Annotated in this window: 18 protein-coding genes and 1 tRNA gene; 10 read left to right on the top strand and 9 right to left on the bottom strand. The window is 63.4% G+C overall.

The window, feature by feature from the left end; genetic code table 11:
- Positions 1-23: 23 nt before the first annotated feature.
- From FFS21_RS18000 to FFS21_RS17985, 4 genes are read right to left on the bottom strand one after another with little or no spacing between them, the layout of a single operon-like run.
- Positions 24-833 (bottom strand): phosphoadenylyl-sulfate reductase, encoded by an 810-nt coding sequence (locus FFS21_RS18000; protein ID WP_137926142.1) that lies wholly within the window; start codon positions 831-833, stop codon positions 24-26.
- Positions 830-1,408: a DUF934 domain-containing protein gene (locus FFS21_RS17995; RefSeq protein WP_137926141.1), complete on the bottom strand. Its 579-nt coding sequence runs from the start codon at positions 1,406-1,408 to the stop codon at positions 830-832. Before FFS21_RS17995 ends, FFS21_RS18000 begins: the two co-directional genes overlap by 4 nt.
- An 18-nt stretch (positions 1,409-1,426) precedes the next feature.
- Positions 1,427-3,109 (bottom strand): nitrite reductase NirA, encoded by a 1,683-nt coding sequence (gene nirA, locus FFS21_RS17990; RefSeq protein ID WP_137926140.1) that lies wholly within the window; start codon positions 3,107-3,109, stop codon positions 1,427-1,429.
- Positions 3,110-3,138: 29 nt separating this feature from the next.
- The gene (locus FFS21_RS17985; RefSeq protein ID WP_137926139.1) at positions 3,139-3,912 is read right to left on the bottom strand and encodes a sulfite exporter TauE/SafE family protein; all 774 of its coding nucleotides are present in this window, start codon (positions 3,910-3,912) and stop codon (positions 3,139-3,141) included.
- A gap of 171 nt (positions 3,913-4,083) precedes the next feature.
- Here FFS21_RS17985 and FFS21_RS17980 point away from each other — a divergent pair, with 171 nt between their 5' ends.
- From FFS21_RS17980 to FFS21_RS17970, 3 genes are read left to right on the top strand one after another with little or no spacing between them, the layout of a single operon-like run.
- Complete coding sequence (locus tag FFS21_RS17980; protein ID WP_137926138.1) at positions 4,084-5,025, top strand: CysB family HTH-type transcriptional regulator; 942 nt, start codon at positions 4,084-4,086, stop codon at positions 5,023-5,025.
- A 28-nt stretch (positions 5,026-5,053) separates the two neighbouring features.
- Positions 5,054-6,205, top strand: coding sequence for a methyltransferase (locus FFS21_RS17975; RefSeq protein ID WP_137926137.1), 1,152 nt, complete (start codon positions 5,054-5,056; stop codon positions 6,203-6,205).
- 24 nt (positions 6,206-6,229) lie between these two features.
- On the top strand, positions 6,230-7,099 hold the full coding sequence (locus FFS21_RS17970) for an NAD(P)-dependent oxidoreductase (RefSeq protein ID WP_137926136.1): 870 nt from the start codon (positions 6,230-6,232) through the stop codon (positions 7,097-7,099).
- Positions 7,100-7,292: 193 nt separating this feature from the next.
- On the opposite strand, the gene FFS21_RS17965 is transcribed toward FFS21_RS17970, so the two are convergent.
- On the bottom strand, positions 7,293-8,219 hold the full coding sequence (locus FFS21_RS17965; protein WP_137926135.1) for an alpha/beta hydrolase: 927 nt from the start codon (positions 8,217-8,219) through the stop codon (positions 7,293-7,295).
- A 194-nt stretch (positions 8,220-8,413) separates the two neighbouring features.
- On the opposite strand from FFS21_RS17965, the gene FFS21_RS17960 reads away from it, so the two are divergent.
- Positions 8,414-8,498: transfer RNA gene (locus FFS21_RS17960), tRNA-Leu, on the top strand.
- Positions 8,499-8,569: 71 nt separating this feature from the next.
- Here FFS21_RS17960 and FFS21_RS17955 read toward each other — a convergent pair.
- Entirely contained in the window at positions 8,570-9,337 is a 768-nt protein-coding gene (locus FFS21_RS17955) for a ChbG/HpnK family deacetylase (RefSeq protein ID WP_137926134.1), read from the bottom strand.
- Positions 9,338-9,762: 425 nt separating this feature from the next.
- Here FFS21_RS17955 and loiP point away from each other — a divergent pair, with 425 nt between their 5' ends.
- The 6 genes from loiP to FFS21_RS17925 all read left to right on the top strand — a co-directional run bounded on the left by loiP (position 9,763) and on the right by FFS21_RS17925 (position 18,146).
- Positions 9,763-10,524, top strand: coding sequence for a metalloprotease LoiP (gene loiP / locus FFS21_RS17950; protein WP_137926133.1), 762 nt, complete (start codon positions 9,763-9,765; stop codon positions 10,522-10,524).
- A gap of 456 nt (positions 10,525-10,980) precedes the next feature.
- Complete coding sequence (aspT, locus tag FFS21_RS17945) at positions 10,981-12,666, top strand: aspartate-alanine antiporter (RefSeq protein ID WP_137926132.1); 1,686 nt, start codon at positions 10,981-10,983, stop codon at positions 12,664-12,666.
- A gap of 58 nt (positions 12,667-12,724) precedes the next feature.
- Positions 12,725-14,353 (top strand): bifunctional aspartate transaminase/aspartate 4-decarboxylase, encoded by a 1,629-nt coding sequence (locus FFS21_RS17940; RefSeq protein WP_137926131.1) that lies wholly within the window; start codon positions 12,725-12,727, stop codon positions 14,351-14,353.
- A gap of 410 nt (positions 14,354-14,763) precedes the next feature.
- Positions 14,764-15,726, top strand: coding sequence for a fimbrial protein (locus tag FFS21_RS17935; RefSeq protein WP_171020438.1), 963 nt, complete (start codon positions 14,764-14,766; stop codon positions 15,724-15,726).
- 171 nt (positions 15,727-15,897) lie between these two features.
- Positions 15,898-16,977 (top strand): fimbrial protein, encoded by a 1,080-nt coding sequence (locus FFS21_RS17930; protein ID WP_137926129.1) that lies wholly within the window; start codon positions 15,898-15,900, stop codon positions 16,975-16,977.
- A 122-nt stretch (positions 16,978-17,099) separates the two neighbouring features.
- Positions 17,100-18,146, top strand: coding sequence for a fimbrial protein (locus FFS21_RS17925; protein ID WP_137926128.1), 1,047 nt, complete (start codon positions 17,100-17,102; stop codon positions 18,144-18,146).
- A gap of 16 nt (positions 18,147-18,162) precedes the next feature.
- Here the strand turns inward: FFS21_RS17925 and hutG are convergent, their stop codons facing one another.
- Genes hutG through hutI form a run of 3 tightly spaced genes read right to left on the bottom strand, consistent with a single transcriptional unit; the run spans position 18,163 to position 21,662 of the window.
- A complete protein-coding gene (gene hutG / locus FFS21_RS17920; protein ID WP_137926127.1) occupies positions 18,163-18,981 on the bottom strand; it encodes an N-formylglutamate deformylase in 819 nt (272 codons plus the stop codon).
- Between the two features lie 51 nt (positions 18,982-19,032).
- On the bottom strand, positions 19,033-20,439 hold the full coding sequence (locus FFS21_RS17915) for a formimidoylglutamate deiminase (RefSeq protein ID WP_137926126.1): 1,407 nt from the start codon (positions 20,437-20,439) through the stop codon (positions 19,033-19,035).
- Entirely contained in the window at positions 20,436-21,662 is a 1,227-nt protein-coding gene (gene hutI / locus FFS21_RS17910) for an imidazolonepropionase (protein ID WP_137926125.1), read from the bottom strand. Before hutI ends, FFS21_RS17915 begins: the two co-directional genes overlap by 4 nt.
- Positions 21,663-21,664 lie beyond the last annotated feature (2 nt).

Here is a 21,664-nt window from a genome sequence, read left to right as displayed (position 1 = left end):
GTTATCGGCCTCTTGTCATTCGTTCAATGCTTGATGTTCTGCTCGTGGAGCCCGCACTCTTTCGAGTCCTTGCTCTCCCACCACCACCGTCCGGCTCGCACGTCTTCACCGGCCTTGACGGCCCGCGTACACGGCTCGCAGCCGATGCTCGGGTAGCCCTTGGCGTGCAGCGCGTTGACGGGCACGCTATGGCGCGTCAGGTAGGCCCACACTTCGGCTTCGGTCCAGTCCGCAAGCGGATTGAACTTGGGAATGCCGCGTGCCTCGTCCATTTCCTCATACGGCAGCTCGGCGCGCGTCACAGCCTGCTCGCGGCGCTGGCCCGTCATCCAGGCATCGGCGTGCGAAAGCGCACGGTTCAGCGGCTCCACCTTGCGAATGCCGCAGCAGCTCTTGCGCAAGTCCACGCTGTCGTAGATCGCGTTCAGGCCATGGTCGTGCACGTACTTCTCCACGACTTCCGGGTCCGGCGTGAACTGTTCCACGGTGTAGCCGTAGTGCTCTTGCACGTCATCCAGCACAGCCAGTGTCTCGGCGTGCAGGCGACCCGTGTTCAGCGTGAACACGCGAATGCCCGCGCGCACGGCGTCGCTGCCGCGCAGGATTGCGTCGGTCAGCACCATGTCCTCGGCAGCCAGGCTCGTGGCAAAGCGCGCACGGTAGAACCGCGCGGCGATGCCGGCCAGCCGTTCGGCCAGCGCAAGCTCCTTGGCGTCGAGGGCTTCGATCGAACCGGTGTACAGCGGCATCGTCCACAGCGCTGGGGGGCGCAGCGACGAGACCTGAGGCACAGCGTCGGCCTCGATCACGGGGATCTCGGAAATCGTGCTCATGCCGAACCTTGCGCGGTCACGTCTGCGCGGGCACGGCGGAACAACGGCAGCGGCTCGTCGACCGAAGCCTGATACGCCACCGTGAATTCGGTGAAGCCCTTGATGGCGTCATCGATGTTGCGATCCGCACGCACGGCGAACGCGTCGAAGCCGCAGCGCTTCATGAAGTTCAGCTGGTCGCGCAGCACGTCGCCGATGGCGCGCAGCTGGCCCTTCCAGTGATAGCGTGTGCGCAGCAGGTAGGCCGACGAGAAGCCGCGGCCATCGCGGAACACCGGGAAGTCCACCGCTACCAGCGACACGCGGTCGAACAGCGCCTCGGCATCGCCGGGTTCGTCTTCCGGGGCCAGCCACACGCCGGTGATGGCGGTATCGCGGCCAGCCAGCAGTGCCTCGTTGGCCTTCCACACGGCCAGCGGGAACAGCACGGCGTCACCGCTCTGTGCGGCGGCGGCGATGCGGGCATCGTCGAGCGGCTGCTCTTCGGTGGCGCGCAGCACGGTCCAGTTGTCTTCCACGATGACCGGACGGAATTGGGCCGCGTCATCGCGTTGCAGTTGAATGATCTTTGCCATGTTCAGTCTCTCCGTTCGTCAGGCCGTGGCGCGCTCTTCGCGCTGCTTGTCGGCGTACACGCGTTCCTTGAACGGCGCGATGCCGATGCGTGCGAACGTATCGATAAAGCGCTCGTCCTCGGCGCGATGGGCCACGAACGTGTCGATGATGCGCGACACCACTTCAGGCATTTCTTCCGCGCTGAACGACGGGCCGATGACCTTGCCGATGGCCGAGTCATTGCCCTGTGCACCGCCCAGCGTGACCTGGTACCACTCCGAGCCATCCTTATCCACGCCCAGCACGCCGATATTGCCAACGTGGTGGTGACCGCAGGCGTTGATGCAACCGGAGATGTTCAGCGAGACTTCGCCGAGGTCGTACACGAAATCGAGATTGTCGAAACGCTCCTGGATGGCCAGCGCAATCGGGATCGACTTGGCATTCGCCAGCGAGCAGAAGTCACCACCCGGGCAGGCGATGATGTCCGTCAGCAGCCCGATGTTGGCCGTCGCCAGACCGGCCAGCTTGGCTTCTTCCCACAGCGCGAACAGGTCCTTCTTGCGCACGTCCGGCAGCACGAGGTTCTGCTCGTGCGCCACGCGCAGTTCGCCAAACCCGTAGCGGTCGGCCAGATCGGCCACGGCGTCCATCTGGGCATCCGTCGCATCGCCCGGAGGCGAGACCGGACCCGGCTTGGTCGACAGCGTCACCGACGCGTAGCCCGGCACCTTGTGCGCGCGCACGTTACGGCTCACCCAGCGCGCAAACGCCTTGCTTTCCAGCAGGTGCTTCTCGTACGAGGCATCGGTATCGGCCAGCTTTTCATAGGCGGGCGGCTGGAAGTACTGCGCCACGCGGTCGAACTCGACCTGCGTCAGCGTGCCGGGACCATCCTTGCTGAATTGCCACTCTTCCTCGACCTCGGCCGCAAACTTCTCGGCGCCGATAGCCTTCACGAGAATCTTGATACGTGCCTTGTACTTGTTATCGCGGCGACCATAGCGGTTGTACACGCGGATCGCGGATTCCACGTAGGTCAGCATGTGCTGCCACGGCAGGTCTTCCTTGATGATCGTGCCCAGGATCGGCGTGCGGCCCAGGCCGCCACCGGCCAGGATGCGCAGGCGCGTCTCGCCCTGTTCGTTCTTGTACGCGTAGATGCCGATGTCGTGCATCTGCACCACGGCGCGGTCATCCTTCGTGGCCGAGATCGCAATCTTGAACTTGCGCGGCAGGAAGGCGAATTCCGGCTGGAACGTGCTCCACTGGCGCAGCAGTTCGGCCAGCACGCGCGGGTCCACCGATTCGTCCGGCGTCACACCGGCAAACTGGTCGGTCGTGATGTTGCGCACGCAGTTGCCCGAGGTCTGGATGCCGTGCATTTCCACGCTGGCGAGATCGGCCAGCACGTCGGGCACGCGCTCCAGTTCCATCCAGTTGTACTGGATGTTCTGGCGCGTGGAGAAGTGACCATAGCCGCGGTCGTACTCACGCGCGATATGGGCCAGCATGCGCATCTGCTTCGATGCCAGCAGGCCGTAGGGAATGGCCACGCGCAGCATGTAGGCATGGCGCTGCATGTACAGGCCGTTCTGCAGGCGCAGCGGCAGGAATTCCTCTTCAGGCAGTTCACCCGCCACGCGGCGGCGAACCTGGTCGCGGAACTGCGCGACGCGTTCCTGGACGATGCGTTGGTCGTATTGATCGTACTGATACATGGCGGGGTCCGTTCAGTATTCGTGAATGCTTAGGAAACGAGCTTGATGGCGACCAGCGTGAGCGTAGTCGCGAGTGCGGCGCGCACGAGCCGTTCGGGCAGCTTTCGTGACAATTGCGCGCCAAGCCAGATGCCGGGGATCGAGCCCACCAGCAGCGCCAGCAACAAATTCCAGTCGACGGTGCCAAGCCACACGTGGCCCAGCCCGGCCACGGCCGTAAGCGGCACGGCGTAGGCGATATCGGTGCCAGCCACTTCGGCGGGCTTCATGTGGGGATACAGCAGCAGGATCAGCGTCGCGCCCACGGCGCCCGCGCCGATCGACGACACCGTGACGAGCACGCCGATCACGGCGCCGACTGCCACGGTCGCCACCACCTGGCGGCGGCCATGCAACTGGAAGCGCGGATTGCGTTCGAGCCACGCCAGCATCTGCTTGCGGAACAGCAGCGACACCACGGTCAGCAGCACCGAGACGCCAATCGTCAGGCGGATGGCATGCAGCCATTGCGCGTTCAGCTCACCCGCGCTCTTGAGCACGAGGATGGCGATCACGGCGGTAGGCAGGCTGCCGAGGCACAGGCGGCGCACCACGGCCCATTGCACATGGCCATGCGCGCGATGGGCGATGGTGCCGAAGCCCTTGGTGATGGCCGCGAAGGCCAGATCGGTGCCCACGGCGGTAGCCGGCGAGAAGCCGAACAGCAACGTGAGCAGCGGCGTCATGAGCGAACCCCCGCCTACCCCGGTCAGGCCAACCAGGATACCTACCAGCAGACCGGAGACGGTGAAGGCTAGGGACATCGGGGACTTTTTCTCGACTTGGGCCCGCCTGGGGCGCCAACTTCACCTGGGGCAGGCAAGATGCGGACGCAATTCGGGCAGGCGGGCGTTTAACAAAGTTCGAGAATCGTAATAAACTCGCCTCATATCTCAAACTAATAAGAAGTTGTTTGTTTATACGAGCGAAGTTATATGAATCTCCACCAGTTTCGCTTCGTGCGCGAGGCCGTCCGCCAGAATTACAACCTGACCGAAGCCGCAAAAGCGCTCTACACATCACAACCTGGCGTCTCCAAAGCCATCATCGAGCTTGAGGAAGAGCTGGGTGTCGATATCTTCACGCGGCACGGCAAGCGCATCCGCAGCCTGACCGAGCCGGGCCGCCGCATCCTTGTCTCGGTCGAAAAGATCCTGCAGGAAGTGGAAAGCCTGAAACGCGTGGGCAAGGATTACGCCGCGCAGGACCAGGGCAACTTCACCATCGCCACTACGCACACGCAGGCGCGCTACGCCCTGCCGCGCGTGATCGCGGAGTTCACCAAGCGGTACCCCAAGGTGCGGTTGTCGATCCAGCAGGGCACGCCGGCTCAGATCGCAGACATGATCCTGCACGACCAGGCCGATATCGGTATCGCCACGGAAGGCATCACGCGCGACAAGGCGCTGGTCTCCCTGCCCGGCTACCAGTGGCAGCATGTGGCGATTACGCCAGCCGATCATCCGCTGCTAGAGAAGAAGCACCTGACGCTCGACGATCTGGCCGCCTATCCGCTGATCACGTATGACGTGAACTTCGCAGGGCGCCCCAAGATCGACAAGGCATTCGAATTGCGCCAGCTGGAGCCGGACATCATCCTCGAAGCCATCGACGCCGACGTGATCAAGACTTATGTCGAGATCGGCCTGGGCATCGGCATCGTGGCTGGACTGGCCTTCGATCCCGAGCGGGACCGCAATCTGCGCGCGATTCCTGTGGGCCACCTGTTCGGCACCAATGTCACCCATCTGGCCGTCAAGCAAGGCGCGTATCTGCGCAGCTTCGTCTACACCTTCATCGAACTGTTCTCGCCGACGCTGAACCGCAAGCTCGTGGAGCAAGCGATGTCCGGTGATCACGAGGCATATGAGCTGTAAGCTCACCACACGTACATATATATAAGCAATGTCTCCTGCCCAACCCCTCCCCACCATCCACTGGACCGAAGACGGTGCCGAGCACAGCGCGCTCTGGCGTTCCGAGTCCGGCCTGCCGCCGCCCAAGCGCGTGGTGATCGCCGATGACCAGACGCCGGCCGATACTGCCTACCGGCTGGCGAGTGAAGGCACCGCCCTGCTCTGGCGCGGCGATTTTCAGAACGCGCGCCAGTTGCTGCAAGCCATGGCGCGCCGTGTGGACAAGAAGCCGCAACGCAAATCGCGCAACGCCGACAAGACGCCGGTCAGCATCACCGAATCCTTCCACAAGCACCGCCTGGCCCAATCGCAGCGCGCCCGCACGCTCGGCATGCTGCTGCTGCCGTTCGAGGCAGGCCATGTGGTGCCGCTACGCCGTGCGCCCGACGTGCAGGAAGCCTGCGAACAGGTCTACGGCCCGGCCGATGCGGCTTACGTGGCGTCGATGCGCGAACTGCTCGGCCTGATCGGCGCCTATGAATGGCGAAAGAAGGGAGTCGAGATTCCGATGCTCGGCGAGCGCATTCATCCGTGGTACGGCGTGTTCTCGCCGGTGCGCGGCGAGTACCTTGAACTGGTGGCCAAGACGGCGCTGCCGTCCGATACGCTGGCGTTTGACGTTGGCACTGGCACCGGCGTGCTGGCCGCGTTGCTGGCCCAGCGAGGCGTGCGGCGTGTGATCGGCACCGATCAGGACCCGCGCGCGCTGGCCTGCGCACGCGAGAACATCGAACGGCTGGGTCTCGATGACGATGTGGAAATCGTCGACGCCGACCTTTTCCCCGAAGGCCGCGCCCCGCTGATCGTCTGCAATCCGCCGTGGGTGCCGGCGCGTCCTAGCTCGGCCATCGAGCACGCGGTATTCGATCCGGAGAGCCGCATGCTGCGCGGCTTCCTGACCGGGCTGGCGGCGCACCTGGAGCCGGGCGGTGAAGGCTGGCTGATCCTGTCGGACTTTGCCGAGCATCTCGGCCTGCGCTCCCGCGAGGAACTGCTGGGCTGGATCGATGCCGCTGGTCTCAAGGTACTGGGCCGCTCGGATGTGCGTCCGCGCCATCCGAAGGCCGCCGATGCCGAAGATCCGCTGCACGCCGCACGCAAGGCCGAAGTCACGTCGCTGTGGCGGCTGGCCGCGAAGTAACCCTTTTCAATCGAGTCCGCAAACATGACGACCGTAGCTTTTATCGGCCTGGGCGCGATGGGCGCTCCGATGGTTGGCCACCTCATCCGCGCCGGCCACACGGTGCGCGCCTTTGTACGCCGCCCCGAGGCCGCCGACGCTGCCCGCGCGCTGGGCGCGGAACCGTTCTTCACACCCGCTGAGGCCGCTCGCGGCGCGGCGGTGGTATTCACGAACGTGACCACATCGGAAGACGTGCGCGAAGTCCTGCTCGGCCAGAACGGCGTGATCGAAGGCGCCGCACCCGGCACCATCTGCGTCGACCACAGCACGATCTCGCCGGTGGTCACGCGCGAGATCGCGCAGGCGCTGGCCGCCAAGGGTATCGAAGCGCTGGACTGCCCGGTATCGGGCGGCACGACCGCCGCTCAGGCGGGCACGCTGACCATCATGGTCGGCGGCAAGGCAGAGAACCTGGAGAAAGTGCGGCCGATGCTGGAGTGCCTTGGCAAGACCATCACGCATATTGGTGACAACGGCGCCGGACAAGTGGCCAAGCTGTGCAACCAGATCGCTCAGGTGGTGAACATCCAGGGCATTGCCGAGGCGATGCGCTTCGCAGGCGCGCAGGGCGTGGATACCGGCAAGGTCTTCCAGGCAATGTCCACCGGCATGGCCGGCAGCCGCATGCTCGACCTGATGGGCCCGAAGATGGTGGCACGCGATTTCGCCGCCGGCATCGAATCGCGGTTGCATGCGAAAGACTTCGGCCTGGCGGCTGATCTGGCGGGGGAGTTGGGTATCGACCTGCCTGCGATGCGGGCTACGTCGGCGCAATTGGTCGAGCTGATGCGTCAGGACTGGGGCAAAGACGATACGTCGTCGTTGCTGAAGGTGCTGGAGTTGAAGGGGTAGTTGATCGCCCTGTGTTCACTCCCCTCTCCCGCCCTGATCTTTCTCCCCTCTCCCGCGTGCGGGAGAGGGGCGGGGGAGAGGGCCAGAGCTTCAAGCTCTAACCACGTCTATCGCAGACGAAGCGCCTGCCCTCTCCCCTAACCCCTCTCCCGCAAGCGGGAGAGGGGAATAAACCATCAGCGGGAATCGAAGCTCAAACCCCCGCAATCATCCCCAGCAACGCCCGCGTCAACACACTGTCATCGCGCATCAAATCATCCATCGCCGTGAAATGGTGCTTGCCCGGCAGCGCGATGTCTTCGCGTGCGTTGTCCGGCCATGCGGCGCGGATCAGCGCATTGTGTCGGTGATACTCGCTCGATTCCAGCTCACCCACAGCGGTAATCAATGGCGCGCCCGTAGCCGGCGTCATATAGGCCGGCGAGAGTCGCGCCACGGCCGCTTCGGTCAGTTGCAGATCCGACTGCAAAAAACCCGTGCGACGCAGCGGCTCCATGTCGTACAGGCCGCTGATCGACAAACCACCCTTGATCAGATCCACCGGCAGGTCGGCACCGACGTCCGGCCAGCGCGCCGCCATCAGCATCGCCACCAGATGTCCGCCCACCGAATGTCCGGCCACAAAGATGCGACGCCGATCATGACCGAGCCGCTCGGCCTCGCGATACAGCCATGCCACCGACTGCAGCACCTGGCCGACGATCGTCTCCACGCTGACCGCCGGGCATAGCGCGTAGTTGACCACAGCCACCGACACACCACGGCGCGTGGGCACGTTCGCCACGAAACTATGGTCACGCTTGTCCAGCGCGCGGAAGTAGCCGCCATGCACGAAGACGAGCAGCGGCGGCGGATGATCGTCGTCGAGGGAATTGGCGGGAAAGTAGTCGAGGGTCTCGCTGGCGGCATCGCCGTAAGCCAGATCCTCGAAATACGTGACGGCACCCGCGCGCACCAGCGCCGAATCCGCCGCCCATCGCGCCATATGCACGGCGTTGTCCGGCACGTTGGCGCGGTTGTCATACGCCTGGGCGTAGAACGCGGGGTCCTGCGAAGGCAAGGCGGCCAGCGCGGCAAGGCTGGCGGCTACGGTGAGGTCGAGGGTCGGCTCGGCGGACATGGCACTCGGCTCCGGTAAGAAACACGGCGTGGCCGCATGACGCGGCTGCGCGCTATCCTACCCCAACTGCCGTGACCGCCCGATTGCGCCCGTGTGGCCGACGCAGCGCCCAGCGGTTGTGAGGCGCCCGAAAATCCGGCATAATCCGCGTTTCATCGTCGCGCGACGCCCATTGCGGCCGTTGCCAGACCCAGGCCCGGGTGGTGAAACAGGTAGACGCAGGGGACTCAAAATCCCCCGCCGCAAGGCGTGTCGGTTCGAGTCCGACCCCGGGCACCAAAGCTTTCCGCGCATTTCATAAAAAACCCCGCAAGCACCAACGCTGCGGGGTTTTCTGTTTTCTGCACCCCTCATCCAAACGCCCGATACCTCGTCAACTCGATCCCCGCTTCGTTCAACGCCCGACGGAATTCGTCCGGCTTGAGCAACGGGCTGGCTTCGTTGTAGCGCCACGCCTCGTTGCGGCCTGGGTGGACGGACACCTCGGTCAGTCCTTCGGGCAGCAGTTCGGGCAGGCGCTTGGCCCACATCTCGTCGCCGCTGTCCACGGCGCAGTAGTAGTCGGTGCGCATCAACCCCCAGAACGGGATGGCGAAGACGTTGTTGATCACGCGGCGTTTGCCGTTGGGGCGCAGGAATACGTTCTGCGGACGGCGGACCCAGGTCACGCCGGCGCGGCGCATTTCGGAGCGCAGCGAATAAATGATTGCGGGGAATTTGTGCAGGTGGCCGTGGCTGTCGATGTGCGTGACCTCCACGTAGTTGTCGCGCAGTTCTTCCAGTTGCAGACGGAATTCGCGCCGGATGTCGGCCACCGTCAGCCTGCCCCACATGGCCGCCAGGCGCTGGTCGTCGCTTTCGCGGAAGCTGCCGCTTTCGTCGCATAGCGAATTGGCCCGGTTGGCTGCCGGCGCGAAGCCATCCACGATATTGAAGTGCAGGCCGAACGAAAAACGTTTGCGGTTTTCGCGCGCGTATTCGTAGGCGGCTTTGGAACCCTCGCAACCTACCATGATGGTGGCGCTGGTCAGCAGGCCCGCTTCGAAGCAATCCACCGTGGTGGCGCACGTCTCTTGGTCAAATCCGAAATCGTCGGCATTGATGATCAGGCTGCGCATGTCACAAGCTCCCGGTCTTCCCAATAGTCGGGTTTCGATGGGAATGGAGCTTGAAGCACATCACAGAAAGTTTCTGACCCTGCGCCCAACCAAGCCCCGTTCCAGTGTCGACAAATGCTTTTTTGTTTTTCTTGGCATACATTCAACTACTGCCATACCTGCATGTTGCGGCCTACACCCGTGCCGATATGTGCGGTGCCGCTCGTTGTTTCACGCCCGGTGGAATCCGGATGGACAGACCTTCGCACAGCCCCCGCCGCGCGGTATGTGGTCTGCGCCACGCTGCCGTCGCCGGGTGTCGCCGGGGCATCTGGCGGAGTCAAATCAAACCTTTGCCATGTCAGACATAAACCGCTGGCGAGTGCGGTTGCGCTTGCTTATCCTTCGAGGCTCCAACCAGAACACATCGATACAGGGAACCGACCATGAAGCGACTCCTCGCCAATGCCACCGCCACCGCTGCGGCCCTCGGCTGCGCCGCCCTGCTTGCCGGCTGTGCAGGTGCCAACATGGATAGCCTGACCCAGGCCGGCGGCAGCCTGTTCACGGCCGCCACGCTCAGCGATGCCAGCGTGAAGCAGCTCTCCGACCAGTCCTGCGCCGAGATGGACAAGAAGAACACGCTCGCCGCAGCCGACAGCACCTACGCAAAACGCCTGGTGAACATCATGAGCGGCCTGAAGAACACCGGCCTGCCCCTCGATGCCAAGGTCTATGTGACCAAGGACGTGAATGCGTGGGCCATGGCCAATGGTTGTGTTCGCGTCTACAGCGGACTGATGGACCTGATGACCGACGACGAAGTGCGCGGCGTGCTCGGCCACGAAATCGGACACGTGGCGCTGGGCCACACCAAGGCAGCCATGCAGGTGGCATACACCACGGCGGCGGCGCGCGGGCTGCTCGGCTCCACGGGCAACACGGCGCTGACCGCGTTGTCGTCGTCGCAGATCGGGGAACTGGGCGAGACGTTTATCAATGCCCAGTTCTCGCAGCGCCAGGAGTCGGCGGCCGACGATTACTCGTTCGACCTGCTCACGAAGAACGGGGCCAACCGGCAAGCGCTGGTGACCGCGTTCCAGAAACTGGCCAAGCTCGATGGCGGCAAGTCGAGCATGCTGAGCTCACACCCTGGTTCCGATGCACGCGCCAAGCACATCCAGGATCGACTCAACAGCGGAAAGTGATGGGTAAGTAATGGGTGGCCGCATCGGCCGCTTTGAATCCGCGCCAACTGCAACACCCCAGCCCCGCCCATGCGGGGCTTTTTCTTGCGCGGAGCAGAATAATTGAAGGATTTACGATCCCGTTTAATACGCTGTCAAAAGCTTTCAGTACGCACGTCGCGACCCCACGCTGATAATGGCTCTCGCCTGCCGCACGGCCGCAGGCTTGCCATGAGCCATAGGGAGGCCCGCGTCGCGTCATGCCATCCGTATCCGCCCCGCAGTCCGGCCACGCCGTGAGCGGCCCAGCCTTCCTCGATTCCAATCCTCTCTCCCCGACGCCATTGCGTGGCCGTTTGGCTAGTTGCGCGATGGTCAGCCGCGGCATGGTGCCGCAGTAGCTGTGTCCGGCATGCCCGGCGCCTCGCGCACCGGATCATGCGCCCCCTCATCCGCGTCACGCTTTAAGGAGGTTCCATGGATTGGTTACATGCCATCTTCCAGAAATCACCCGAGTCAGCGCTGTTCCTGTCGCTGGCCATCGGGTACGCCATCGGCAAGATCACCTTCGGGAAATTCCAGTTGGGCGGCGTCGCTGGCTCGCTGCTGGCCGCCGTGATCATCAGCCAGGTGGGCGTGGAGATCGACAACGGCGTAAAGGCCGTGATGTTCGCCGTGTTCATCTATGCGGTGGGCTATGAAAGCGGACCGCAGTTCTTCAACTCGCTGAACCGCAGTTCGCTGCGCGAGATTGCGATGGCCGTGTTCATGGCCGTGGCCGGTCTCGTCACCGTGGTAGTGCTGGCCAAGCTGTTCCATCTCGACAAGGGCCTGGCCGCAGGGCTCGCAGCGGGCGGCATGACGCAGTCCGCCATCATCGGCACGGCGGGCGACGCCATCACCAAGCTAGGGCTGCCGCCTGACGTGGTGAAGACCATGCAGGCCAACGTGGCCATCGGCTACGCGGTGACCTATGTGTTCGGCTCGCTCGGCGCCATCATCGTCTGCGTGAACATCCTGCCGCGCTTCATGGGTTCGGACCTGAAGACCGATGCCAAGAAGATGGAGGCCGCCATGCACGGCGGCCTGCCGCAGTTTGGTCCAGGCCAGGCTGGCGCGCTGCCCCGGCTCGTGGGCCGCTTGTTCCGCGTCACCGGCGCCGCCGGGAAGTCGGTCAAGGACATCGAAGTGGGCGGAGAGGACCTGGTCACGGTAGAGAAGGTCCAGCGCGGCGGCAAACCCCTCGCGTTCGATCAGAACACCGTTCTCGAAGCCGGAGACCTGGTGCTGCTGGTGGGCCGCCGCGACGCGATGGTGCCCACCGCGCTTGTGATCGGCGAAGAAGTGGCCGACGCCGAAGGCATGGGCATGGTCATGCAGACGCGACGCGCCGTGTTCACGCTCAAGGGCATGAACAACAAGTCGGTGACCGAAATCATTGCCCAGGTCGGCCGCGACATGCGCCATGGCGTCTACGTGGAGCGCATCGAACGCTATGACCATCCGCTGCCGATCCTGCCCGACCTGAAGCTGCAGCATGGGGACATCCTCACCTTCTACGGTACGCCCGAAGACACCAAGCGCGCCGTCAAGCACGCGGGCTATGAACTGGTGCCCAGCGAGAAGACCGATTTCGTGTACTTCGGCGCTGGCGTACTGGTGGGCCTGCTGATCGGACTGCTGGTGGTGCGCATCGGCTCCATCCCGCTCACGCTGGGTTCGGGTGGCGGCGCGCTGCTGTCGGGTCTCGTCTTCGGCTGGATGCGGTCCAAGCATCCGATGTACGGCGCGATGCCTACCGCCGCATGCCAGCTGCTCAAGGATTTCGGGCTGGCGGCGTTCGTCGCGATTGTCGGCCTGAACTCTGGCCTGCAGGCCGTGGACACGTTGCGCCAGAGCGGCCTGCAGATCTTCCTGCTTGGCGCCGTGGTCACGCTGCTGCCGCTGTTCCTGACGATGCTGTTCGGCCGCTACGTGCTCAAGTACGACAACGCCGCGATCCTGGCCGGTGCGCTGTCCGGTTCGCGCAGCGCCAACCCCGCGTTCGGCGGCATCCTCGACAAGGCCGAAAGCCCGGTGCCGACCGTGCCCTTCGCCATTACCTATGCCCTGGCCAACGTGCTGCTGACACTGCTTGGCCCACTAGTGGTCGGCCTGGTCTGACCAGACTGCCGATCCCCCTCACTCGTCGATCAATCGAAATCCCAGGAGGCTACACACCATGAGCAAACCGGATCTCTCCAAGCTGGCGAGCCTGTCGCCGTTCGAACTGAAGGATGAACTGATCAAGCTGGCCAGCAGCGACTCCAACCGCCTGATGCTCAACGCCGGACGCGGCAACCCGAACTTCCTTGCCACGGTGCCGCGCCATGGCTTCTGGCAGCTCGGCCTGTTCGCGATGCGCGAGTCCGAGCGCTCGTTCCAGTACATGCCCGAAGGCGTGGGCGGCTTTCCGCGCCGCGATGGCATCGAGGAACGCTTCGATTTGTTCGCACGCGATCACCAGGACGTGCCAGGCGTGAAGTTCCTGGCCGGTGCGGTGTCGTACGTCCGCGACCAGCTTGGCCTGAACGCCGGCGATTTCCTCTACGAGATGTGCGAGGGCATCCTGGCGTGCAACTATCCCGTGCCGGACCGCATGCTCAAGCTGAGCGAGGTGATCGTCGGCCAGTACATCCGCAAGGAGATGATCGGCAACCACCCGTTCATCGGCGACTTCGATCTCTTCGCGGTGGAAGGCGGCACAGCCGCCATGACGTACCTGTTCAATTCGATGCGCGAGAACCACCTGCTCAAGGCGGGCGACAAGATCGCGCTGGGCATGCCGATCTTCACGCCGTATATCGAAATTCCGGAACTGAACGATTACCAGCTTGTGGAACTGTCGATCGATGCGGACCCCGAATCGCGCTGGCAGTATTCGAACAAGGAACTCGACAAGCTGCGCGACCCCAGCGTCAAGGCGTTCTTCCTCGTCAATCCGAGCAACCCGCCGTCGGTGCGCATGAGCGATGAAAGCCTGGAGTACCTGGCGTCGATCATCGAGGAACGTCCCGACCTGATCATCCTGACCGACGATGTCTACGGCACCTTCGCCGACAACTTCGTCTCGCTGTTCGCACTGTGCCCGCGCAACACCATCCTGGTCTACTCGTTCTCGAAGTACTTCGGTGCCACGGGTTGGCGACTGGGTGTCATTGCCACGCATCGCGAGAATATCTTCGACGACAAGCTCGCCAAGTTGCCGAAGGACCAGCGCGATCAACTGCACAAGCGCTATCACTCGATCACCACCACGCCGGACCAGCTCAAGTTCATCGACCGCATCGTGGCCGACAGCCGCACCGTGGCGCTGAACCACACGGCGGGGCTCTCCACACCGCAGCAAGTGCAGATGGTGCTGTTCTCGCTGTTCTCGCTGATGGATACGCCCGACGCGTACAAGCAGGCGATGAAGCGGCTGATCCGTAGTCGGAAGGCCGCGCTGTACCGCGAGATCGGCATCGCGCCCGATGATGCGGTGGACCCCAACGTGGTGGACTACTACACGCTGCTCGATATCGAGCAACTCGGCGGCAAAGCCATCGGACCCGAATTTGTGAAATGGGTGCTGGCATCGGCCGAACCGGCGGAGCTGCTGTTCCGCCTGGCCGAGGAGGCGGGTGTGGTGCTGCTGCCCGGACGCGGCTTTGGCACACGCCATCCGTCTGGCCGTGTCTCGCTGGCCAACCTTAACGAATCGGATTACCAGAAGATCGGCAAGTCGATCCGCAAGCTGTTCGAGGAATATGTGGCGCAGTACAACAAGGCCACGGGCAGCAAGACCGATACGAAGGTCACCAAAAAGTAGTAGTCGCAAGTCTTTTGCCGCAAGCCCGGTGCGGGGCGCCTGCTCCGCACCTTTCCTTCACCTTTCCTTCACCTGCCTCTCGCTCGTCACACTTCTTCCCGGTTTCACCGGGGATGTCTCCCTCGCTGCACAGCTTTCCACTTCCCGCTCGTTCGCAAATCAGAAACATCTCAATTTCGTCATTCAGCGATTTCTGAGGGGGCAGCCGGTCCCTAGACTTCCGCTCGTGACGTCGCCCGGTCTCGCGTCGAAGTCATGCCAACGCCTTCGGACACCATGCCTCACGTTTTTGCGCCATGACCACGACCCTCATATCGTTGCGTCGTGCCCGGTCCATGTTCCCCGCGGCACTTGTCTTTCTCCTTGGGATCTGGGGATTCAGCCCGGGTGCACAGGCACAGCAATGCACCATGTCGACATCGCCTGCAACGATTTCCTTCGGCAGCATCAGTACTGCACGGGATGCACGGGTAGGCGCCGAACTGAGTGAGGTCAGGACGTCGACCACGACGGTAACTTGTCCCGCGAATCTCGGACGTATCCAATGCATAACCGTCGCCGGCCAACGAGAATCCTGCTATGTCCTCCACGGAGGCTTCAGCCTGCGGGCCTACCCGACCCTTCCCACATCGTCCACGGTCAACGACGTATGGGAAACGGGCTACCCCGGTGTCGGCATACGCGTGCGCAGCAGAACTTATGACAATCGCGTGCTTTCCAATGTGAGCAGCGGCAGCTTCCAGAGTTTTCTTCCGAACACCGGCTCAAGACCCGACACCTACATCGCCCAGTTCACCTACCAGTTGATCAAGACGGGGCCGGTCACCGGCACCGGAACAATGCAGGTCGGCAGGCTGTTCCGGCTGGTGAGTGCCAACGGCAACACGAATGTCACGTCGGGCACACTGTCTTCGGTCGGGCTCGGCGATACCACTGTCACAGGGCGCTCCTGTCTTGTGACCACGCCCAGCGTGGATGTACCACTACCCACGATTTCGCGGTCGACACTAGGCAACGTGGGCGATACGGCAGGCAGGACCGCCTTCCGCATCGGCATCAATTGCCAGCAGGATACGAACGTACAGGTGCATATGACGTTGACCGATGCCACGACGCCGGGCAACCGGACAAACCTGCTATCGCTGACGAGCGGCTCCACGGCCCAGGGCGTACGGTTGCGGATCACGAACCCCTCGGGAGACGCGGTACGTTTCGGACCGGACGCCGCAACGACGCTGAACACCCATCAATTTCTGATCGGGCCATCCAGCACGACCGACAATATTCCATTCAGCGTCGACTACGTGGCCACGGGGGAAGTGCAGCCCGGCACAGTCATCGGGATCGCCACGTTCACGATGAGTTACCAGTAGTCCCTGGCGGCACCCCTTCCCAACGAATCTCAGAAAATTCCTAAATTCGTCGATCAGCCATTTCTTGGTCGATCTCCCATCCATAGACTTGGCGATGCCACATCGGATTTCGGTGCGGTACCGCCTCCCCCCCGAGGACGTCCAACTAGATACACTCGATTGCTTTGCATCATGAAATACCTGCTCAATGCGGTTCGTCGCAGCCGCCACGCGATGTCGGCATCACTGTTCGTCGTCCTGGCATGCTGGGGCATCAGTCCAGGTGCGTACGCCCAGATTCAGCCACCGCCGCGGCCGCCGGTATTGCAATGCACGATGTCGACCTCGCCATCGACAATCTCTTTCGGCACGATCAGTGTCGCCCGGGACGCACCCGTCGGCACACCGCTGAGCGCTATCCGATCCAGCGTGACAACGATCAATTGCCCGCGAAACGTATGGCAAGGCAGTAGAAGTGTTGGCTTCTACCTGCAGTATTTTCCACGCGCCGCAGTCTCCACTACCGTTCCCGATGTCTGGCAAACCAACATTCCCGGCGTCGGCGTGCGGGTCATCAGTACGAGTTACGACAACAAGGTACTGTCGGAAATCCCGCTCGGCAGATGGGACGACTTCGCGCCGAATGTCGGTGCAGACAGGTACTCCGGAAGTGCCACATTCACGTACCAGTTGATCAAGACTGGCCGCGTGGACACTGGGGCCATTGGCGGATCGGTGTCGATGGGTGAACTGCTTCAGCTCGTCAGCCATAACATTCCGCGTAACCAGACGTCATCGCCGCCGCTATCGGCTATAGGGATTGGCAACACCACCATCATGTCGAGATCCTGCACCGCCACCACGCCCGCCGTGAATGTCGAGATGCCAACGGTCAACCGCACCGCGCTCGACAGGGTCGGGGACACGGCGGGCACCACCTACTTTCGCGTGGGCGTGTCATGCCAGAACGACGCCAGGCTGCAGGTGCACATGACACTGAGCGACGCCACGACGCCCGGCAACCGCACGGACATGCTGACGCTGACGCGTGCCTCCACCGCCCAGGGCGTGCAGTTGCAAATCACAGGTCCGACGGGTCAGGTCGTGCGCTTCGGCGCGGATAGCTCCGCGGCCGAAACCACCAATCAGTTCGAGATCGGACCTTCCCAGCCGGTCATCGATATGCCGTTCAGTGTGAAATACATCTCCACGGGCGCAGTGACACCCGGCACTGTCACCGGGCTGGCCACCTTCACGATGAGCTATCAGTAGCCCGGCTGCAGCAACCCCACACCAGAAAGAACTCGGAAGACTTCCGATTTCGTTGATTGACGATATCTGTAACAAGCGACGTTTCATAGACTTTGGCCTCATCGCGTCCTGCGGAGTTGGCCTTGTTCAATCCAGTTCGTAGCGGCTGGCTATCCATGCCGGCATCACTGATGATGGCTTTGGGCTGCCTGGGAATGTCCCCAGGTGCGCACGCCCAATATCCGCCGCCGTTGCAGTGCACATTGTCGACCACGCCGACGACGATCACCTTCAATGACATCAACATCGCGCGCGACGCGCCCATAGGTGCGCCGCTAAGCGAGATTCGCTCGAGCGTAACCACCTTCAATTGCCCGCCGAATGCGCCCTGGTGGATGTGGGGCAGGTACCCGGGCTTCTTCCTGCAGATGTATACGCAACGCCCGGTCTCCCTCACCGTTCCCAGTTCCTGGGAAACCGGCATGCCCGGCATCGGGATACGGGTCGTCAGCGTGGAATACGACACGGTCATGTCGTCATTGCGTTCATTTGGACCGAACAACTTCACGCGACGCGTCAACGCGGCCGGTGTCTCCGGCCATGCCACATTCACTTACCAGCTGATCAAGACCGGCTCGATAACCGTCAGCGGACCGCTGTCGATCGGGGAACTCTTCCGGCTGGTCAGCCACAACATCCCGTATGACGTGACATCCCCGACGCTGTCGTCGGTAGCCATCGTCAATTCGAACATCACTGCCAGATCCTGCAGCGTCACCACGCCCAGCGTCGGTGTTTCGATGCCAACCGTCTCCCGAGCGTCGCTAGTCCAAGGCGGCGCTGCGGCTGGCGCCACACCTTTCCGCATCAACATCGCATGCCCGAGCGATTCCCGGGTGCGGGTGTATATGACATTCAGCGATGTCACCACTCCCGGCAACCGGACAGATCGGCTGACGCTGACACCAGACTCCACCGCCCGAGGCGTGCGGTTGCAGATCACGGGACCATCGGGACGGGCCGTGCGCTACGGACCAGACTCCCCGAACCCCCGGAACTTCAATCAGTTCCTGGTGGGGCCATCCGAGACGACCTCGGATATTTTGTTCATCGCGGAATATGTCGCCACGGGCGCGGTGACCCCGGGCACGGTCGTCGGGCTTGCCACCTTCACAATGAGCTATCAGTGAGCAATCCCTGGCTGGCTCAGCGCGCTTCCACGAACCCCAACACCGTCTCCAGCATCTGGCGGATGGCCGGGCGGATGTTCGCGGCCTTGCCCTCGTCGTAGGCAAACGGGTAGATCTCTTCCATATAGGAAGACTGTGTCTGTTCCAGTTGGATGGCGTGGATGCCATCCGCTGGTTTGCCGTATTGGCGCGTGATGTAGCCGCCCTTGAAACGGCCGTTCAGCGCGGCGGTGTGATTCGGCACACCGTTCGCGATCTCGAACAGGCTGGCAGCAAGCGCTGCATCGCAACTCTTGCCATCGGCGGTGCCCAGGTTGAAGTCGGGCAGCTTGCCTTCGAAGAAACGTGGCAGCACCGAGCGGATCGAGTGTGCATCCCACAATGCGATGGTGCCGTGCGCATCGCGCAGGCGTTTCAGTTCTTCCTGCAGCGCGTTGTGGTACGGATGCCAGACGGCGTCGCGGCGCAGCGCGATCTCGGCATCGTCGGGACCATGCGTGCCATCGGCATAGACCGGCGTCTTGTCGAACGTATCGACCGGGCACAGGCCCGTAGTGTCCTGGCCCGGATAGAGATTCGCGTTATCGGGCGGGCGGTTCAAGTCCACCACGTAGCGCGAGTGCGTCGCCATCAGGATCGACGCGCCTAACTCACGCGCGAAATCGTAGAGGCGATCCATGTGCCAGTCGGTGTCGGGCACGGTGCGCGCCTCGGGCGTGAAGCGCGACGCCAGTTGCGCAGGAACATGCGTGCCGACGTGCGGCATCGAGATCAGCAGCGGACGCGTGCCGCGCTGCAGGGTGAAAGCGGGGATATCGGTGGTAAAGGCGGACATCGTATTTCAGGGGCGCTTGGAAATGCTTGGGTGCTGAAAAATTCGTGCGATTCAGTCGGCCAGCAGGCGTGTGCGCGCTTCGGCGAACAACCGTCCGGCCTCGGCCTGGAGCGGATGCGCGCCATGTTGCACGCGACGCACGCCGCCCGTGCGGACTTCCGCAAGTGTCTCATGCCCGTGGCTCGCGAACACATGCGTGGCTAGTGCACGCGGTCCGTCGAGTCCCGCCAGCGCCGGATGCGCGCCATCGAGCACGAGGAAGTCGGCGCGCTGCCCGACTGCCAGTCCCGCCACATTGCGTGCCGCTGCGCGCGTGCCGCCCGCCACCGCATCGAGCCACAGACGGTCCGCCACTTGTGGGTGACGCTCAGACGCCAGCACGTTGCGGCGTTGCAGACCCAGACGCTGGCCGTATTCGAAAGTCCGAAGTTCCTCTGCCGCACTCACGCTCGCATGGCTGTCCGAACCCACGCCCCAGGCGCCGCCCAGTGCAAGGTACGGCGCTGCGTCAAACACGCCATCTCCCAGGTTGGCCTCGGTGGTCGGGCAGATGCCAGCCACCGCGCCGCTCTGCGCCAGCCGCCGCCGTTCCTCCCAATCCATATGCGTGGCGTGGACCAGACACCAGCGCTGATCCACCGGCATGTGGTCGAGCAGCCATTGCACGGGACGCACACCACACCATGCCAGGCAATCGTCCACTTCTTTTTGTTGCTCGGCGATGTGGATGTGTATGGGTGCCATGGCATCCACTGCGTGCAGCGCCGTCACCGCATGCTTCAGGCTCTGCGGCGGCACCGCGCGCAGCGAATGCGGCGCCAGACCCAGCCGCGCGCCATAGGCCGCGCAATGCGGCGCCAGACGTTCGAGCAGCGTGTGCATGGCATCGACATCGTTCAGGAAGCGGCGCTGATCGGCCTGCGCGGGCTTGTCGCCAAACCCGGCCGTCTGGTACAGCACCGGCAGCAGTGTCATGCCAATACCGGCAGCCTGCGCCGCGCGCAGCAAGCGCAGCGACATCTCCGCGCGGTCGGCATAGGGCTTGCCATCGGCATCGTGATGCACGTAGTGGAATTCGCACACGCTGGTGTAGCCGGCGCGCAGCATCTCGATATACAGCTGCGTGGCAATGGCTTCCAGTGCATCGGGCGAGAGCCGCAGTGCGAAGCGGTACATCAACGTGCGCCAGCTCCAGAACGAGTCGCCGCCTGCAGGATCGTCGCCCGGTGCCACGCTACGATATTCGGTCAGTCCTGCAAAACCGCGCTGGAACGCGTGCGAGTGCAGGTTCGGCATGCCGGGCAATATCGGGCCGACGGCGCGTGGCACTGACGCATCGGGTGTCACTCCGGTGTCGACCGATGCAAGCGCACCCTGCGCATCCCATGTCAGCAGCACGTCCTGTGCCCAGCCTTCGGGCAGCAGCGCCCACGATGCAAAGAGCTTGCCATCGTTCATCGATACACCTTGCCTTGCCGCACCACGCCCACGCACGGATTGCGGCCGAACCAGTACGCCAGTTCGGCCGGTGAAGCGATTTGCCACAGCGCGAAATCGGCGCTACGTCCCACGGCCAGCGCGCCGTGACGATCCGAAGCCCCAAGTGCGCGCGCCGCGTGAGTGGTCACACCGGCCAGCACCTCGGGCACGGTCATGCGGAACAACGTACAGGCCATGTTCATCATCAGCAGCAGCGACGTAGTGGGCGAGGTGCCCGGATTGTGATCAGTGGAAATCGCCACGGGCACGCCGTACTGACGCAGCAGTGCGAGCGGCGGCAGATGCGTGTCCCGCAGGAAATAGTAGGCGCCCGGCAGCAACACCGCTACCGTGCCGGCCTCGGCCATCGCTGCCACACCGGCTTCGTCCAGATGTTCGAGATGGTCGGCGGACAATGCCCCATGCCGTGCAGCGAGCGCAGCACCGCCGAGGTTGCTCAGTTGCTCCGCATGCAGCCTGACCGGCAGGCCGTATCGCGCGGCGGCGTCGAAAACTCGTGTGGTCTGCGCGGGCGAGAAGCCAATGCCTTCACAGAACGCATCGACGGCATCGACCAGTTTTTCTTCTGCCAGCGCGGGCAGCATCGCGTTGCAGACGAGATCGATATAGTCATCGGCGCGCCCCGCGTACTCGGGCGGCAGCGCATGGGCACCAAGGAAGGTCGTGTACACCGACACGCCATACGCCTCGCCAAGTTGCCGCGCCACACGCAATTGCTTGCGCTCGGCATCGAGTGACAAACCATAACCCGACTTGATCTCGATGGCCGTCACGCCTTCGGCCAGCAGGGCTTCGAGACGCAGCGCGGCCTGTGCGAACAGCGTGGCTTCATCGGCCTCGCGCGTGGCACGCACGGTGGAGACGATGCCGCCACCCGCACGCGCGATGTCTTCGTAGCTGGCACCCGCCAGCCGCATCGCAAACTCGTCGGCGCGCTGACCGCCATAGACCAGGTGCGTATGACAATCGACCAGACCGGGCGTGATCCAGGCGCCGTTCGCATCATGACGCGGAAGGTGTGCAAGTCCATCGGGCAACGCTGCCAGCGGCCCCAGCCACACAATGCGACCCGCCTCAACGACAAGCGCCCCATCACGTATGGCGCGATCGATGTTGCCATCGGGCAGCAGGTGGCAGTGATGCCAGATGCCGTCGGCAGACGGCGCGTCGGTGCGAGTCATCG

It is taken from the genome of Cupriavidus sp. 2SB, from assembly GCF_005503625.1.
In the GTDB taxonomy this organism is placed as follows: Bacteria; Pseudomonadota; Gammaproteobacteria; order Burkholderiales; family Burkholderiaceae; genus Cupriavidus.
This window is presented reverse-complemented; position numbering and strand designations above follow the sequence as displayed.

What these genes read in the sequence shown, in the direction of transcription:
- FFS21_RS18000 (WP_137926142.1), bottom strand. Translation starts at nt 833, where the DNA reads ATGAGCACGATTTCCGAGATCCCCGTGATCGAGGCCGACGCTGTGCCT.
- FFS21_RS17995 (WP_137926141.1), bottom strand. Translation starts at nt 1,408, where the DNA reads ATGGCAAAGATCATTCAACTGCAACGCGATGACGCGGCCCAATTCCGT.
- nirA (WP_137926140.1), bottom strand. Translation starts at nt 3,109, where the DNA reads ATGTATCAGTACGATCAATACGACCAACGCATCGTCCAGGAACGCGTC.
- FFS21_RS17985 (WP_137926139.1), bottom strand. Translation starts at nt 3,912, where the DNA reads ATGTCCCTAGCCTTCACCGTCTCCGGTCTGCTGGTAGGTATCCTGGTT.
- FFS21_RS17980 (WP_137926138.1), top strand. Translation starts at nt 4,084, where the DNA reads ATGAATCTCCACCAGTTTCGCTTCGTGCGCGAGGCCGTCCGCCAGAAT.
- FFS21_RS17975 (WP_137926137.1), top strand. Translation starts at nt 5,054, where the DNA reads ATGTCTCCTGCCCAACCCCTCCCCACCATCCACTGGACCGAAGACGGT.
- FFS21_RS17970 (WP_137926136.1), top strand. Translation starts at nt 6,230, where the DNA reads ATGACGACCGTAGCTTTTATCGGCCTGGGCGCGATGGGCGCTCCGATG.
- FFS21_RS17965 (WP_137926135.1), bottom strand. Translation starts at nt 8,219, where the DNA reads ATGTCCGCCGAGCCGACCCTCGACCTCACCGTAGCCGCCAGCCTTGCC.
- FFS21_RS17955 (WP_137926134.1), bottom strand. Translation starts at nt 9,337, where the DNA reads ATGCGCAGCCTGATCATCAATGCCGACGATTTCGGATTTGACCAAGAG.
- loiP (WP_137926133.1), top strand. Translation starts at nt 9,763, where the DNA reads ATGAAGCGACTCCTCGCCAATGCCACCGCCACCGCTGCGGCCCTCGGC.
- aspT (WP_137926132.1), top strand. Translation starts at nt 10,981, where the DNA reads ATGGATTGGTTACATGCCATCTTCCAGAAATCACCCGAGTCAGCGCTG.
- FFS21_RS17940 (WP_137926131.1), top strand. Translation starts at nt 12,725, where the DNA reads ATGAGCAAACCGGATCTCTCCAAGCTGGCGAGCCTGTCGCCGTTCGAA.
- FFS21_RS17935 (WP_171020438.1), top strand. Translation starts at nt 14,764, where the DNA reads ATGTCGACATCGCCTGCAACGATTTCCTTCGGCAGCATCAGTACTGCA.
- FFS21_RS17930 (WP_137926129.1), top strand. Translation starts at nt 15,898, where the DNA reads ATGAAATACCTGCTCAATGCGGTTCGTCGCAGCCGCCACGCGATGTCG.
- hutG (WP_137926127.1), bottom strand. Translation starts at nt 18,981, where the DNA reads ATGTCCGCCTTTACCACCGATATCCCCGCTTTCACCCTGCAGCGCGGC.
- FFS21_RS17915 (WP_137926126.1), bottom strand. Translation starts at nt 20,439, where the DNA reads ATGAACGATGGCAAGCTCTTTGCATCGTGGGCGCTGCTGCCCGAAGGC.
- hutI (WP_137926125.1), bottom strand. Translation starts at nt 21,662, where the DNA reads ATGACTCGCACCGACGCGCCGTCTGCCGACGGCATCTGGCATCACTGC.